We start from the raw sequence: 13,274 nt of genomic DNA on the forward strand, positions 1-13,274 counted from the left end.
GACCGGCTCACGATGCAGGCGCGCCCTCGAGTTCGAGGAGCCGTTCCTTGCGCTCCAGACCGCCCGCGTACCCACGCAGTGCGCCGTCCGCCCCGATCACGCGGTGGCACGGACGGACGACGAGCAGCGGATTGCGGCCGATCGCGGTCCCCACGGCCCGGATCCCGGCCGCGGACGTACCGACCTGCCGGGCGATCTTCCCGTAGGTCGTCGTCTCCCCGTACGGGACCTCCTCCACCGCCTGCCACACCCGTCGCTGGAAGGCGGTCCCGCCGTCCACGTACTCGATGTCGAAGCGGGTCAGCCGCCCCTCGAAATACGCCGTCAGCTGCCGGCCGATCTCCACGAAGGCCGCCGGGTCGTCGCGCCACCCGTCCTGGACGACGGCGCCGCCCTTCTGCCCGGGTACGGAGAGGGAAGCGAGCGCGGTGCCGCCGTTCGCCGTGGCGGACGTCCCGCCGACCAGCAGCAGTGCGCCCAGCGGGCTGTCGACGACCGCGTACACAGTGGTCATGACTCGTTCCCCTCCTTGCGGGGTGCTCCGTGTGTCTACGTCGTGTTCCACGTCTACGAGTCTGCGGCCCCGGCGCCGCGGAAGCTGGCGGATTTCGGACATTGCGGCAACAGGGCGGGGGCGGAGCGATCGAATCGCTCCGCCCCCGGCTTCGAGGCTCGCCCCATGGTGGCTGCCTGAAGCCCAAGACCGGGAAGTTAGGGTCTGGCGGTTCCGGCCAGGAGTGTGACGTCGGTGGTCACGGTGGTTTTGTGTCCGACGCTGCCTCTGGTCTTGTTGCAGGCGTGGGGCGACAGGGTGCGTTTGACGCAGCGTGGGCTGGTGCGCGAACGGCGCCGTGGGGCGGCGAGGTTGCGGGAGTGGGTCAGGATGGCGGCCAGGCGGGCCGGTCCGGTGGCGTCGGCTGTGCTCACGGTGTGGCGGGCGGTTCGCAGGGCGATGGTGAAGGACAGTTGAAGATCAAGCTAGTGCCTCTTGGCCGGCGCCTCTCGTTTGGATCAGGCCGGACCGGGCCCCGCCGTCGCGGCCCGGCTGCCGCGGCGCAGGCCGATGAGCTCGGCGACCGTGTCCAGCCAGCGTGCGGCGCGCGCCTCGTCATCCGGTGTGCCCGCGACCTGCGCCGCGGTCTCCAGCCAGTCCCGCAGGCATGCGGACGCGGCACCCGACGGCAGGGGCTCGGCCAGCCCGGCCGCGTACGCGAGGCCGCCGACCCGGACGATCTTCGCGACGTACGTCACCGAGCGCGGCGGCACACCGAGCCGGTCGAGGGTGACGGCGGCGGCGATCGCACCGTCGCCGAAGAGCGCGGTGCGGAAGGTGTCGCGGCTGAGGCCGTGGCGCAGCAGCGCCTCGATGTCGGTGGCGGCGAGCACCTCGTCGTCGGTGCGTGGGGAGCGGTCGTGGACCATCGTCGTTCCGTTCCGGTCCGGCTCAGCGGACGGTGATCGTATAGAGGTAGTAGGCGGCTTCCTGGTCCGAGTCCTTCGGGGTGCCCGTGGCCGTCGGGACCGGCTTCGACGCGCCCTCGTCGGCGCTGTGGCACCGGCCGTAGGGGCAGAACAGCAGCTTCACCGTCGCCTTCCCGGGTGAGAGCGCCGTGAAGTCGAAGAACTGGGTTCCGTCACCGTCGCCGGTGTCCTCGCGGTCGCCCCGGTACTTCAGCACGTCCGCGTCCGCGCGCGGGCTCGCCAGGTACCAGTTCTGGCCGAGCTCGGGGTTGGCCGGGACCTTCAGCGTGAACTTCTCGCCGTCGTCGACGGTGATGGTCCGGTCGTCGGTGCCGTACGCGGCGGGCCCGGAGTCGCCGCAGCCGGTGAGGACGAGGAGCAGGGCGGCCAGGGCGGCCAGGGCGGGCGCCGTACGCAGGGCGGATCGCATGGACACCATCAGTTCCGCTCGATGTAGACGCGGCTGACATCGCCCTTATGGGCCTTGGAGTAACGGTCGTCGGTCGCCGCGCTGAGGTCGCCGTTGATGAAGTCGTCCTCGCTCACCCACGTGGTGGTGCCCCAGGGGTTGTAGATCTGCAGCTTCCCGTCCTCCTGCCCGATGATCATCAGGCTGTGGCCGTGCATGTTGCCGTCCTCGTCCTTGCGGGAGATGTTGAAGGGGACCGGCTTGCCGTCGGCGACGGACTTCTCGATGTCGGGCAGGACGCCGCGCCGGTCGTCGGCGCCGTCCATCTCCTGCGTGTCGTACTTGTCGCCGGTGTGCGGGCCGAGTTCCCTGTCGGAGATCTCCTCCTGCCCGTCGGAGTCCATGCCGGCCGCGTGGCGGTCCCACCACCAGCCGTCGTACTCGCCGTCGCCCTCGTCGTTCATCCGGAACTGCTCGTCGTGCAGGCGCTTGCGGAAGTGGTCGGGGTCATTGTCCTGGCCGTCGGGGCCGCCGGTGAGTTCGAGGGCGTAGACCGGGTCGACCAGGGCGCGTGCGGTGACCGTCGAGGACGGGACGCAGGTCTCGTCGTCCTGGGACCAGTGCTCGTCACCGAACTTCTGCTCCTCCTGCCCCGTGCCCGAGCCGGTGGTGACCGGCGCCAGGTGCTCCTGGAGCCACGTCGAGTCCTTGCCGTGGATCTTCCCGCCGAACTTCTCGACCTCGCCGACGTCGTAGCCCGAGGCGAGGGCCTTCAAGAGGTACGCCTTCTCCTGCGGGCTCGACGCGTTCGCCAGGAGCCGTTCCATACGGGCCCGTTCGGCGGGCGAGAGGTTCTCCATGGCGCGGCCCGAGCGTTCGAGGTCGTTGGCGCTGAGGATCTCGTTCAGTTCGGCGTGGCCGCCGACGTTGCTGGTGTCGGCGAGGGCGAGGCGGTCGGTGGCGGTGAGTTCGTCGGTGTCCATCTGGCCGGCGCGGGCCTCGGCGGCGAACTTGTTGAGGTCGCGGGCCGCGACGCGGGCGGCGTCGTCGGCGTCGGCGGCCGCCGTGTGCAGGTCGTCGACGCCGTGGGAGGCCAGCGAGCGGGCCCGCAGACGGAGGTCCTCCTCGTCATCGTCCTCGTGCCAGTCGTCGAAGAAGCCGTCCTTGCCGCCGAGCATGGTGCGGGCGTCGCGCAGCTTGCCGCGGCCGGTGCCGTCCTTGGTCTGCGCGGTCTCCAGCGCGTCGGACAGCGCGATCAGTGCCTTGCCGCCGCCCTGGAACGCCTCGATCATCTGCTGGGCGTCGCGGGAGGCGGCGCCCACCACGTCGGAGGCGAGGACGCTCGTGTCGCCGACCCAGACCTGCGGAAGACCCTTGCGGGCGATCTTGCCGATCCGGTCGCTCACCGCGTCGGCCTCGTCGGTCTGGCCGGCGTAGCGCTTGCCCAGGGCTCGGATGACCTTCGGGTCGCCGACCGGTGCCGAGACGCCGAGGGCGGCCTCGATCGCGTCGATCAGGTCGTTCTTGCTGCCGGCCGAGGAGATGCGCCCGCGCAGGCCGTCGAGCTTCTGCCTGCGGTCGTTCGTGGATTCCGTCATGGACGCGTGCCCCGTCAGTAGGCGGCCAGCGCGGACGGGCGCTGGGTGTGGGCCGGCATCGTACTGACGCCCGCGTCGGCCGCCGAGCCGACGGAGGCGGCGTGGGCTCCCGTACGGACGTCGATGTCGGAACCGCGGTACGCGTGGCCGGAGAGGCGGACCTTGTCCGCGAGTTCGTGCAGGGCTGCTTCGAGGACCTTGGTCTCGGCCTCCCAGGCAGCCGCGAACGCGTTGAAAGCGGGCCCGGTGTCGGAGCCGCCCAGGGCGTCCTGCGTGTAGCACATCGTGCTGGCGACGGCCTTGCGGATCTTGCCCACGTCGTTGCCGGAACCGTCCAGTTCGCCGGCCTGGCCCGACATGCCCTTGTGCCCGACCTGGTAGCCCTCCGCAGAGGTCATGGCCCTTCCCCCGTTTCCCGCGTCCCCGACCCCGACACACCTTCCGGACAGGGAAGTTGTGCCAGGTCACAACCGTCAGGAAGTTAGCAGAAGACTGCCATGGACACGCCCAGCACCACAGGTTCCCCACAGGGCTCCCGCGCATGTGCCACCAGGCGACGCGCGCCGCGCCCACCGCAAAAGCCGAAGGACCGCACCCTCATCCAGAAAGAACAGGGCCAGAAGCCCATGTCCATCGTGATCACGGCCGGGCAGCGAGGCGATTCCCCGCAGTTCGAGCCTGTCCTGAACAAGGTCCATGCACCGCGTCTCGGGCCGGGCAGGCCGCGGATCCGGCCCGATCGCGGCGGGATCCGCTGCAACCATTCCGGACAAGGTCGACCAGGCCCGCAACCGCAAGAAACGCGGCTCGCGCGGCGGCCCGGCCGCCGAAGTTCGACCCGCAGGACTACAAGGCCGCCCCGGCTTGCCCGCCGGAGTCAGCGGTAGTTCACGAACTGCAGGGCGAAGTCGAAGTCCTGCCCCTTCAGCAGTGCCTGCACGGCCTGCAGGTCGTCCCGGCTCTTCGAGCTGACCCGCAGCTCGTCGCCCTGGACCTGCGCCTTGACGCCCTTGGGGCCCTCGTCGCGGATGACCTTCGCCACCTTCTTGGCGTTGTCCTGGGAGATGCCCTCCTCGATCGAGGCGAAGATCTTGTACTCCTTGCCGGAGAGCTGCGGCTCGCCCGCGTCCAGCGCCTTGAGCGAGATCCCGCGCTTGACCAGCTTCGTCTGGAAGACGTCCAGGATCGCGTTGACGCGGTCCTCGGAGTTCGCCTCCATCAGAATCTTCTCGCCGGACCAGGAGATCGAGGCCCCGACGTTCTTGAAGTCGTAGCGCTGCGAGATCTCCTTCGCGGCCTGGTTGAGGGCGTTGTCGACCTCCTGCCGCTCGACCTTCGAGACGATGTCGAAACTGGAGTCGGCCATGTCCTGTGGCTCCTTGTATCGGGTGCGTGGAGGCGCGGCCGGCTGACCGGACCGCACGGCCAAGCCTAGCCATCCGCGCCCACCCGAGTGCTGATCAATCCGGTGGCGGAGCACCCCCGGGCATCAGGTATCGTTTACGTCGTTGCCACGGAGCACCGCCCCACAGCGGTTCCCCTTCGGGCGACATCCCATGGCGGTGTGCCCGAGTGGCCAATGGGAACGGACTGTAAATCCGTCGGCTTAGCCTACCCAGGTTCGAATCCTGGCGCCGCCACGCGAAGCAAGACCCCCGTTGAACTGCGGAAACGCAGGGCGACGGGGGTCTTCTCGTTGCCGCGGAGTGATCTTTCGAGTGGAATCGAAACGGGGTGACCTGTCTCACTCTGTGCCGCCTTGATCTGGGGTCCGACCAGCGCGTGCGGGCCATACGCGGGCCAGCGCGGGCGACGGGTCGGGATGCTGCCACGCCCCGCGGTGCAGCGATGCCGACCTTGCTCGTTCTGGGCCGGCGGCATCCCGGCAGAGGACGCCGAAATTTCCCTACGACTTCAAGGCGCTTCCGCCGCGCTCGCGCGGCCCGGCGACTCGGGCCGCGCACCTGTCTTCGCCCCGGCCGCTGGCACGGGGAAGAACCCTAGCTGTGCCCATCCGCTGAAGGAGGATCGCTTGCCCAAGGGGCACAAGCACACGCCTATGGACGTCGCCCCGGGCACGGTCACTTTGTGCGCGACGAGGGAGTTGCCCGGCGGGCTCCGGTGGGCGCACCTACCTGTGGTCCGACAGCAGTGGTCCGAGGAGGGCCTGCGAGAGGACTTCCGTACGCGGGTACGGCGTACCGTGGGCGACCCGACAGCGCCGGTCGAGGTCGTCGACGGCGCTTGGGCCGTCGGAAGAAGGCCGCGCTCAGCGAGGGACGGAGCCGCGGACGTCTCCAAAAGAGGTGACAGAGCGGCACTTCACCCGCCATCGCCGCTGCGAGGGCTGAGCACCACCAGCTGGCGCGAGTTGGCCGCGGGCGAAATCGAGGAGGCGAATCCTCGAAACCAGCGGCAAGAGCGCAGCGCCCGAGATAGAAGGTGCCCATGGATCTCAACTCTCCAGCAGTCGTCGCCCTCGTAGCGGCAGCAGTGTCCGTGATCGGAACTCTCTTGACTGTCCGCGCCACTGTGCGGACCAACCACAACGCTGCAGTTCAGACGCAGTTCCAAGAGGTCATCAAAAGGCGGATCGAGTGCTACCCCAAACTCTGGAAGATCCACATTCGCTACGAGACCAACTGGACTCTCGCAGGTCAACCCAAGACCCGCGAATGGGCTGAGCAATATGCCCAGGAACTCAACGACTTCAACCTGGAAGGTGGCGTCTTCTTCTCCCAGCCTGTCTACGCCAAGTTCTACGAACTGCGCTCCCACCTCTACCAGGCCATGGACGCCACCCAGCCCGGCGCTGAGGTCTCGCAAGACCTCACGTTCAAGATCAGGCAGAGTGTGTACGGCGGCCCTGGCTATGGACCCGGAATGTCCACCCACATCAAGGACGACCTTGGCAGTTACCAGAGCGCTTCCTTAGCCCGAGCTGGCAAGAAGTAGATCGCAGTCGAAGGGGCATATCCGCATTTCCCCTCTTTATTGCCATCAGATAAACAAATGCTCAATGCCATCCTGACATCTCCAAGAAGATTCAGAAGGCTGCCGGCCTGGTGTCCGAAACATCGGGAAAGAAGATCACTGGCGTCTTGATCGACGCCCGCCCAAAGGATTCGGCGTCCCGGCTCAGCGATCCTGAACTCTCTGCTAATTTGCGTGCCCAGGAAGGCGAAGAGGTGGAAGACGAAGAATCGCCCTAAGGCTGGCTTACCTCACCCGGCTCTTCGCCTGGGGCGGGGCTCGAACAGGGTCCCGCCGAGCGGAAGCGGGCGCACGCGATGGGCGGCTGGGCAAGGAATGCCAGGCACCGCCCTAGATGCGGCTGTCCCAAGCCTGGTGGATCAGGGTCGTCGCCACTCACCCGGCCGTCAGCTATACGAACTCACGGTGTGACCCGCGATACTGCAGTACGATCTTCGACGCCCAACTTCGCTTCATGCTGCGCTTCTTCCAGTCCAGCACTCGCTGAAGAGCAGCTCACTACACCCTCCTGTCACGGAGGCCGAGTGAAGGAAAGAACCATGCCGCGAACCGGCTACGTCTACGTCCCGGCTGCGTCCAACGAGAACCTCGAGATAGGGCTCAACGCGGGTCTCTGGGGCTGGCGTACTGGGGCCTGTCCGGCGGATCATGTGACTACTAGGCTGCGTCGATGGAACGCGTAACCGATGTGTCCGAGAGTCTCGCCCAGTCTGCAGATCCGGCCCGGGTGAATGACTACGACAGTTTCGCCGAGGCGTACTCGGCGGAGAACGAGAACAACCTCGTGAACGCGTACTACGAGCGGCCCGCGATGTTGGCCCTCGCCGGAGACGTGGCCGACCGTCGGGTCCTGGACGCCGGCTGTGGCTCGGGCTCCCTGTCCGCTGCACTGCGCGACCGCGGTGCGGTCGTCACCGGCATCGACGCCAGCGCCGGGATGCTGGCGTTGGCAAGACGGCGGCTGGGTGACGACGTGGCCCTGGACGTGGTCGACCTGCGCGACCGCCTGCCGTTCGCCGACAGTGCGTTCGACGACGTGGTCGCGTCGCTGGTGCTGCACTATCTGGAGGACTGGGGGCCGACGCTGGCCGAGTTGCGGCGCGTGCTCAGGCCCGGCGGCCGGCTGATCGCGTCGATGGACCACCCTTTCGTGGCCTACACGATCCAGGATCCTCGGCCTGACTACTTTGCGACCACCAGCTATACCTTCGACTGGACGTTCAACGGGCAGTCCGTCCCGATGAGGTTTTGGCGCAGGCCGTTGCACGCGATGACTGATGCCTTCACCACCGCCGGCTTCCGTCTTTCCGCCATCAGCGAGCCGCAGCCCGACCCAGCCGCTCGCGAGCTGTTCCCCGATGACTTCCATGCCCTTTCGACCAAACCCTGCTTCCTCTTCTTCGTCCTCGAGGTACCGCCCTCGGGTGCGAGCTCGGACGAGTAGCCAATCGGCGGATCACGAGCGGAGCCAGAGTCGGATCGAGGCGACGATGACGGTGCCGTGGAAGATGAAGGCACGCTTGTCGAACCTCGTGGCCACCGCCCGGAAGTTCTTCAGGGCGTTGATTGTCCGCTCCACTTCGCAGGCGACGGGTCGGGATGCTGCCACACCCAGCGGTGCTGCGATGCCGACCTTGCTGGTCCTGGCCCGGCCGGCATCGAGATCCCAGCGGAGAGCGCCGAATTTTCCCTACTTCATCAAGGCACCCGCCGCAGCAAGCGCGGCTCGACGGCTCGGGCCGACGCTCCTGTCTACGCCCCGCTCCGGCCCGGCGGCACGCCGAAACGGCGAAGGGGCGAAGGGGCGACGTTTTTGGTCGTCATCGCCTTTGGATGATGACGAGTGAATATGCCCCGAACCACCGATCTCGACTATTTATTCGCCGCTTTAAGGAGCTGGCCCATCGTCTGCCCCGCCACTACATCAAGCGTCTTCATGCCGTATGGCTCCTGCTGCGAATCGGAGAGCAACTGCTCGGCTTCAGGATCTCTGGAGATACTTACCTTCATGTAGGGATCTGTATCACCTTCGGCCCAGTAATCTCCCTCGCGCCACTTCGGAAGGACCCACCACGCGCTCGCATAGTCGGATGCCCTCGTCATCTCCAGAAGCTGACTGCTGCGATAGATCCTCGATGCATAGCGAAAGAACTCGTCGCCGGGTTCACCAACCCACTTAGGTGCATCCCAAATGTGCCGCTTATCTTTTGAGTTGCCATCCCAGGAGTACAGGAAGGAGTGTTTGTAGTCATTGCTGAGCTTGCATCTGTCCGCCCGTATGTACGACAGAAGTGAAACTATCTCTACTCTTTCGATTCCCGAATTGGTCGGCACCTTGACGGTTACGTCCTTGGAAAAGTCATCTCCAGGGTCGAGCCATGCCCCTCCATTCACAATTTCTCCAGCTGCAAGCAGACGAGACGGTGCTAGGTTATCGTGCCGCAGAATGGGGCGATCAGCCCACATATTGTCCTTCCAGGTGCCAAATCCGGTGCCCTGTTTCGTAAACGTGCCGGGTATCCCCCTAACCTTCCATAGAGTCCCAACGACGTGGATGCGCACGGAGCCGGTGTTGCGGAGCACCAGGTGTGCTGGCACGTGGATAACTTTGTTTTTAGAGTCCAGGGTCGGTCTGCCGAATGATACGGAGAATGGGATTACGGCAGGAGTGGAGTACGGCACGTACATTTGAGAGTATGCCAAACTCGCGGCACCAACCGCCGTGGATGCGACAACGCCTATCGCGAATCGCTTAGGGTGGGGGAGTCTACGCCAGATTTTTTGACTATTCAGTATCCAGAGCGCCCATGCGGACCAGAGGAGGAAGCCGATCCAGAGCCAAACCCAATGGGTGTAATCGCCGCCCTCCACCTGCACAATAAAGCACATGAGGTTCGTAATCATCACGGCGAAGACGCCGAGCAAAACAGTCTCTCCGGAGTATCTAAGTCGTCTTTGGCCCCAATAGTCAATGAGGGCCAATGTCGCTAGGGTCTCCACTAGCACTGCGACCATGAAGGTGACTCCGACGAGACGCCCACCCCAAGTCAGAGCCCGGAATGCGTCTTCTGATCCCACTTTGAAGAACGTAGTGACTGACGCAAGAAGTCCAAGCGCCATGAAGAAGGCTTTAGTCCGTCTTCGCCAAGGGCGGTCTGGCCATAGCGTCTTGTCAACCATCCAGTGGACGCGCGCTCCATCGTCGATATCGACGTCCGCAGGCAGGCCCGCACGGCGCAGAATCCTGCGCAGATGCCGTACAGACCACGCCTTGCCGATAGATTGGCCCCCGACAGAGACCGTACGCAGGCCGCGCTCGTCCGGGGCGTCCACGATTACCGGTCGGTCTCTCATGCCGCCAGCGTCGCGGCTCCCCTGCAAGTCCGCATCTGGAACTTGCTGGCGATGAACCCTTGGCCAAGGGAGGATCAATGTGTCTCGACTGCTGGGATAGCCAGTCACTGGGGGCATCGCCGACCTAATGTCACGGCACAGGTCGGTCAGCCAGTCGGGCGACTGGCGGGCGCACCGTCATGCCTTCCGCACAAGGTCGCATCACGTGTTCCCCCTCTCCCAGCCAGATGACGTCTCCTCGAATCCATGGGCAGGGAGGGCGATGAACGTGAGGAAGCCACACCGGGGCAGTAATCACGCAGCGTCCCCAGCACCAGATAGGGCAGCGATAACCGGTTAACCACGGTCACGACCGGATGCCAGCACGCATCTCAGTAGTGCCTGCAGACTCCATCAGGTCAGTTAACGTGCTGGCTGAATGTAGCCGGTGATTCCCAAGCTGCTGGCGCCGGTGTACGCCCGCGTGCACCAGCCCGGTTTTGGTGCGCGCCTTCCCTCCCAGCAGGAGCCGGGCCACGATGCCTAGAGCTCCACGTACCCCTGACGAGACCAGAGGTGGAAACAGCGTGGCGAAGTGTGGCACGCCGACCAAGGCGGGAGGGCGATGTCAGCGGCCTGTGGTGGCCGGCACTTCCCGTTGCCCGGTGCTGCCGAAGGTGGTTCTTGCGATTACTACGCTCCGCCGTGGCACACATACCGGCTCGTCAACGTGGGCGATGCGTCAGCTCGAGGCATCAGGCTCGCGACCGGCGACGAGGAACTGGTCGACTGGGACGATCCATTACACGAGGATCTGGAGCGTGGGCAAAGCTGCCGTTTCTCGCTCGCGGTGCGAATGGTCACCAGCCTCCGCTTCGTGTGGGATGGCCAGACCGATCCCGTACACGTCCCCATGCCCTGATGGCACAGACCTCCACAGCGCCTGCCCTCCCGTGGGGAGTCGGCAGGGATAGCTGACCCCCGCCCAGCGCAGCACCGGACGGGGTGCGCACAGCTTGCACCCGCACACGCCTCAGGAATAAGGGCGTGGACAAGAAGCCCGCCCCAAGAAGGGGCGGGCGTCGTCAGGCTCAGATCTAATGGCCCCGGGCTCGCTTGAGGCCTGCCTGCCAGCGGCGATCGAACCGCTCGGTCTCTTCTTGAATCGCTTCACGCTGGGTATCCGTCAGCTTCAAGTCCGGCTGCCCACAGTCACGGCACTCGTCTTCGTAGCTGCGGTAGTACGACTGGTCGGGCGGGTCGCCACCATTCAAGTGGTAGGCGACGAACCATTCAGTCATGGGCCCTCCTGCTGGGTCCGGGCGCGTGGTGCGCCTGGGCGCTGCGATCAGTCTGGCGATTCAGGAGAACCCTCGCGGTGGAAACCCAGCGGTAGGGAGAGCAGCGGCCGGGGGGAACGTTCCTGTGGATCCGTGCCACGGTGACGGCATGGCCAAGCCCAAGCAGCAGTACCCCCGGGCGATAGCGCAGAAGCTGCGCCCCCAGTCGTGCCCTGACTGCGGAAGTACCAGTCGGCGCAGGATCCGTGAACTGCCTGACCTCGAGCGCGAGGTGAACCCTGGTGTCCTGGTCTCCTGGCACTGCCCCGACACGCTCTGCGAGCAGAGCGACGGGTTCTGGATCGAGAGCCGCTAAGACAAAGCCGCTCCCTCCGGACCACCGGGGGTCAGGCGTGTGCGCTACGACAGTGTTTTCTGAGGTCCTCCTGCTGCCGATAGTTGGGGGCGTCGGGACCCCCTCGGCCACTTGGGAGCGGGGTCCCTCGCTGCCAGTGAACGAGACTCACTGCTCGCCAAGCGCCCATACGACCTCCGGCACGCGGGCATCTCTTTCTGGCTCAGCTCTCTGCCTCGTTCTTTCCGCGCCGCGGTGTGCTGGTGCGGCCGCAGACTTCACGGCAGCCGCGGTGCGCCGATGGCAGGCCTGGGGAAGCCGGTCAGGCGCTGTGCCAGGGGAACGTGAAACCCAGGTGCTCATGCAGTGCTTCTGCCTGCTCGGGCGTGGCAAGGACCATGATGCTGTCGTAGCCGGCGTTCGGCTTGCGTTCGAAGTCGACGTAGCGCCATGAGCGGGGGTCGTCGTCATGGGAGGTTTCGTCGATGGCCTGGCACGCAGCCAGATGGTCGTAGTAGTCCTCCGCGAAGTGCTCGGCGGAGAGGGACACGAGCTTGCCGTTTCGTTCGAACTGTAAAAGATCAAAACGGCCGTCCACGAAATCGCCTTCGCCCTCAACGATCCGAACGTCGGTGATGGTGACTGTGCCGCCGGCGACCTCGGCGGCCCTTTGCAGCAGGCCCTCGTAGTCGTCGTGGATGGAATCGATGTCGTCGGCGTGGACCGAGACCGCCACGCCGAAGCGTTCGAGGGCACTGGCCGCCGAGTAGTGCTCCAGCTCCTCGTTCGCGTAGTCGGCGGCGTCTTCGAGGACGCTGTGCATCTTCTCCTCGGACACCATGCCGATCGCGTGGAGGACCGTGCCTATTCGCGTGTACGTAATCGATGAAGTGTTCGACATGGAGGGGATTTTGCCCGACGGGCGGCCTTCTCGTGTCCTGTTCGGGGCGGGAACTGCGCACATACCAAGGGCCCGCTCCCTGTGGGGACGCTGTGGGTCGGTTGGGCGGTCGGCGCCGGGAACGGTGGATCCAACCGCGGAAGGCCGCCGGTGGCCGCACGGCGTGGAGTCGGCATCTGTCACTGTCACGGCGGACCTGGGCATACGCACGTGATGCTGCGCCCGCACCGGACCGCACCGGACCCGACGGGCGAGGACATGACGGACCGGGAACGCGTCGGCCCGGAGGGGCTGTGCCGCTCACCACGCTGCTGTTGCTTCCGTCCGCCGGAGAGCAGCCGGGCGACGACCGAACCGAACCGAACCGAACCGAGCCGAGCCGAGTCGAGACGACCGAGCCGAGTCGAGTACCTGCACGATGGCGGCCGGGAGGAGCTGCCGGGGCCGGCCGAGGAGGAAGGCCTGTCAGCCGGTGGACTCCACCAGCTGTGCGTACTCCTTGCCGAGCTGCGACATCGCGTGCCCGAACTCCTTCTGAGAGACGGCATCTTGCAGTGTCGTGAAGGCAGCCCGCACACCGCGGGCTGCTTCGGACTCGGACAGGCCGGTGCGCTCGCGCACCCTGCGGATCGTTTCATCGGGCCCGAAGATCTTCATCTCCCCCCGTCCCTGCTGGAGCGAGTCACGCAGTGGCTCGGGGAGTTCCAGGGCCAGATCGCGGACCTCACCGTCGCTCAGACGAAGTGCGAGCGTCTCGAGGGTGGCGCGGGTGAGATCGGCCCCTTCCTGCCGTGAGAGTCCCGAGCGATCCGCCACTGCCTGGAAGAACTCCTTCTCGTCCATGCAAGCCTCCTCATCGGATAGAGGGCTGGAGAGGGAGGTGACCTCACCCACCACCTTGCCACTCACACATCCCGCACGCGAGGCGCCGCAGGCCGCTCCC

General features: G+C 66.0%; 13 protein-coding genes, 1 tRNA gene and 1 pseudogene. 4 read left to right on the top strand and 11 right to left on the bottom strand.

Annotated features, from left to right (window positions below; all coding sequences use genetic code 11):
- Positions 1-7: 7 nt before the first annotated feature.
- The 6 genes from ACFYWI_RS03480 to ACFYWI_RS03505 form a co-directional block, all read right to left on the bottom strand.
- Positions 8-514 (bottom strand): methylated-DNA--[protein]-cysteine S-methyltransferase, encoded by a 507-nt coding sequence (locus tag ACFYWI_RS03480; RefSeq protein WP_389224699.1) that lies wholly within the window; start codon positions 512-514, stop codon positions 8-10.
- Positions 515-1,011: 497 nt separating this feature from the next.
- Positions 1,012-1,422 carry a hypothetical protein gene (locus tag ACFYWI_RS03485; RefSeq protein WP_389224701.1) on the bottom strand — a complete coding sequence of 137 codons (411 nt, stop codon included), beginning with the start codon at positions 1,420-1,422 and terminating at the stop codon, positions 1,012-1,014.
- A gap of 22 nt (positions 1,423-1,444) precedes the next feature.
- A complete protein-coding gene (locus ACFYWI_RS03490) occupies positions 1,445-1,891 on the bottom strand; it encodes a hypothetical protein (RefSeq protein ID WP_389224703.1) in 447 nt (148 codons plus the stop codon).
- Positions 1,892-1,899: 8 nt separating this feature from the next.
- A complete protein-coding gene (locus ACFYWI_RS03495) occupies positions 1,900-3,468 on the bottom strand; it encodes a peptidoglycan-binding protein (protein WP_389224705.1) in 1,569 nt (522 codons plus the stop codon).
- Positions 3,469-3,482: 14 nt separating this feature from the next.
- Positions 3,483-3,866: a hypothetical protein gene (locus ACFYWI_RS03500; RefSeq protein ID WP_389224707.1), complete on the bottom strand. Its 384-nt coding sequence runs from the start codon at positions 3,864-3,866 to the stop codon at positions 3,483-3,485.
- Between the two features lie 479 nt (positions 3,867-4,345).
- On the bottom strand, positions 4,346-4,834 hold the full coding sequence (locus ACFYWI_RS03505) for a YajQ family cyclic di-GMP-binding protein (RefSeq protein WP_389224709.1): 489 nt from the start codon (positions 4,832-4,834) through the stop codon (positions 4,346-4,348).
- 192 nt (positions 4,835-5,026) lie between these two features.
- Between ACFYWI_RS03505 and ACFYWI_RS03510 the strand changes: the two genes are divergently transcribed.
- From ACFYWI_RS03510 to ACFYWI_RS03520, 3 genes are all read left to right on the top strand, one after another.
- A tRNA-Tyr gene (locus ACFYWI_RS03510) sits at positions 5,027-5,108 on the top strand.
- A gap of 808 nt (positions 5,109-5,916) precedes the next feature.
- Positions 5,917-6,423, top strand: coding sequence for a hypothetical protein (locus ACFYWI_RS03515; RefSeq protein ID WP_389224711.1), 507 nt, complete (start codon positions 5,917-5,919; stop codon positions 6,421-6,423).
- Positions 6,424-7,132: 709 nt separating this feature from the next.
- The gene (locus ACFYWI_RS03520; RefSeq protein ID WP_389224713.1) at positions 7,133-7,906 is read left to right on the top strand and encodes a class I SAM-dependent methyltransferase; all 774 of its coding nucleotides are present in this window, start codon (positions 7,133-7,135) and stop codon (positions 7,904-7,906) included.
- A 12-nt stretch (positions 7,907-7,918) separates the two neighbouring features.
- On the opposite strand, the pseudogene ACFYWI_RS03525 reads toward ACFYWI_RS03520, so the two are convergent.
- The 3 genes and pseudogenes from ACFYWI_RS03525 to ACFYWI_RS03535 form a co-directional block, all read right to left on the bottom strand.
- A pseudogene (locus tag ACFYWI_RS03525) lies at positions 7,919-8,044 on the bottom strand (IS5/IS1182 family transposase); the annotation flags it as partial.
- A gap of 290 nt (positions 8,045-8,334) precedes the next feature.
- Complete coding sequence (locus ACFYWI_RS03530) at positions 8,335-9,582, bottom strand: hypothetical protein (protein WP_389224715.1); 1,248 nt, start codon at positions 9,580-9,582, stop codon at positions 8,335-8,337.
- 1,310 nt (positions 9,583-10,892) lie between these two features.
- Positions 10,893-11,096, bottom strand: a complete 204-nt coding sequence (locus tag ACFYWI_RS03535; RefSeq protein ID WP_389224717.1) for a hypothetical protein — start codon at positions 11,094-11,096, stop codon at positions 10,893-10,895.
- 148 nt (positions 11,097-11,244) lie between these two features.
- Here ACFYWI_RS03535 and ACFYWI_RS03540 point away from each other — a divergent pair, with 148 nt between their 5' ends.
- A complete protein-coding gene (locus ACFYWI_RS03540; RefSeq protein WP_389224719.1) occupies positions 11,245-11,451 on the top strand; it encodes a hypothetical protein in 207 nt (68 codons plus the stop codon).
- A gap of 301 nt (positions 11,452-11,752) precedes the next feature.
- On the opposite strand, the gene ACFYWI_RS03545 is transcribed toward ACFYWI_RS03540, so the two are convergent.
- Together ACFYWI_RS03545 and ACFYWI_RS03550 are read right to left on the bottom strand one after the other, a co-directional pair.
- Positions 11,753-12,331, bottom strand: coding sequence for a hypothetical protein (locus ACFYWI_RS03545; RefSeq protein ID WP_389224721.1), 579 nt, complete (start codon positions 12,329-12,331; stop codon positions 11,753-11,755).
- Positions 12,332-12,796: 465 nt separating this feature from the next.
- Positions 12,797-13,174, bottom strand: coding sequence for a DUF2267 domain-containing protein (locus ACFYWI_RS03550; protein WP_389224722.1), 378 nt, complete (start codon positions 13,172-13,174; stop codon positions 12,797-12,799).
- Between the last annotated feature and the right edge of the window lie 100 nt (positions 13,175-13,274).

Origin of the sequence: Streptomyces sp. NPDC002889, assembly GCF_042888425.1 — a bacterium.
Lineage (GTDB): Bacteria > Actinomycetota > Actinomycetes > Streptomycetales > Streptomycetaceae > Streptomyces.

What these genes read in the sequence shown, in the direction of transcription:
- ACFYWI_RS03480 (WP_389224699.1), bottom strand. Translation starts at nt 514, where the DNA reads ATGACCACTGTGTACGCGGTCGTCGACAGCCCGCTGGGCGCACTGCTG.
- ACFYWI_RS03485 (WP_389224701.1), bottom strand. Translation starts at nt 1,422, where the DNA reads ATGGTCCACGACCGCTCCCCACGCACCGACGACGAGGTGCTCGCCGCC.
- ACFYWI_RS03490 (WP_389224703.1), bottom strand. Translation starts at nt 1,891, where the DNA reads ATGCGATCCGCCCTGCGTACGGCGCCCGCCCTGGCCGCCCTGGCCGCC.
- ACFYWI_RS03495 (WP_389224705.1), bottom strand. Translation starts at nt 3,468, where the DNA reads ATGACGGAATCCACGAACGACCGCAGGCAGAAGCTCGACGGCCTGCGC.
- ACFYWI_RS03500 (WP_389224707.1), bottom strand. Translation starts at nt 3,866, where the DNA reads ATGACCTCTGCGGAGGGCTACCAGGTCGGGCACAAGGGCATGTCGGGC.
- ACFYWI_RS03505 (WP_389224709.1), bottom strand. Translation starts at nt 4,834, where the DNA reads ATGGCCGACTCCAGTTTCGACATCGTCTCGAAGGTCGAGCGGCAGGAG.
- ACFYWI_RS03515 (WP_389224711.1), top strand. Translation starts at nt 5,917, where the DNA reads ATGGATCTCAACTCTCCAGCAGTCGTCGCCCTCGTAGCGGCAGCAGTG.
- ACFYWI_RS03520 (WP_389224713.1), top strand. Translation starts at nt 7,133, where the DNA reads ATGGAACGCGTAACCGATGTGTCCGAGAGTCTCGCCCAGTCTGCAGAT.
- ACFYWI_RS03530 (WP_389224715.1), bottom strand. Translation starts at nt 9,582, where the DNA reads ATGGCGCTTGGACTTCTTGCGTCAGTCACTACGTTCTTCAAAGTGGGA.
- ACFYWI_RS03535 (WP_389224717.1), bottom strand. Translation starts at nt 11,096, where the DNA reads ATGACTGAATGGTTCGTCGCCTACCACTTGAATGGTGGCGACCCGCCC.
- ACFYWI_RS03540 (WP_389224719.1), top strand. Translation starts at nt 11,245, where the DNA reads ATGGCCAAGCCCAAGCAGCAGTACCCCCGGGCGATAGCGCAGAAGCTG.
- ACFYWI_RS03545 (WP_389224721.1), bottom strand. Translation starts at nt 12,331, where the DNA reads ATGTCGAACACTTCATCGATTACGTACACGCGAATAGGCACGGTCCTC.
- ACFYWI_RS03550 (WP_389224722.1), bottom strand. Translation starts at nt 13,174, where the DNA reads ATGGACGAGAAGGAGTTCTTCCAGGCAGTGGCGGATCGCTCGGGACTC.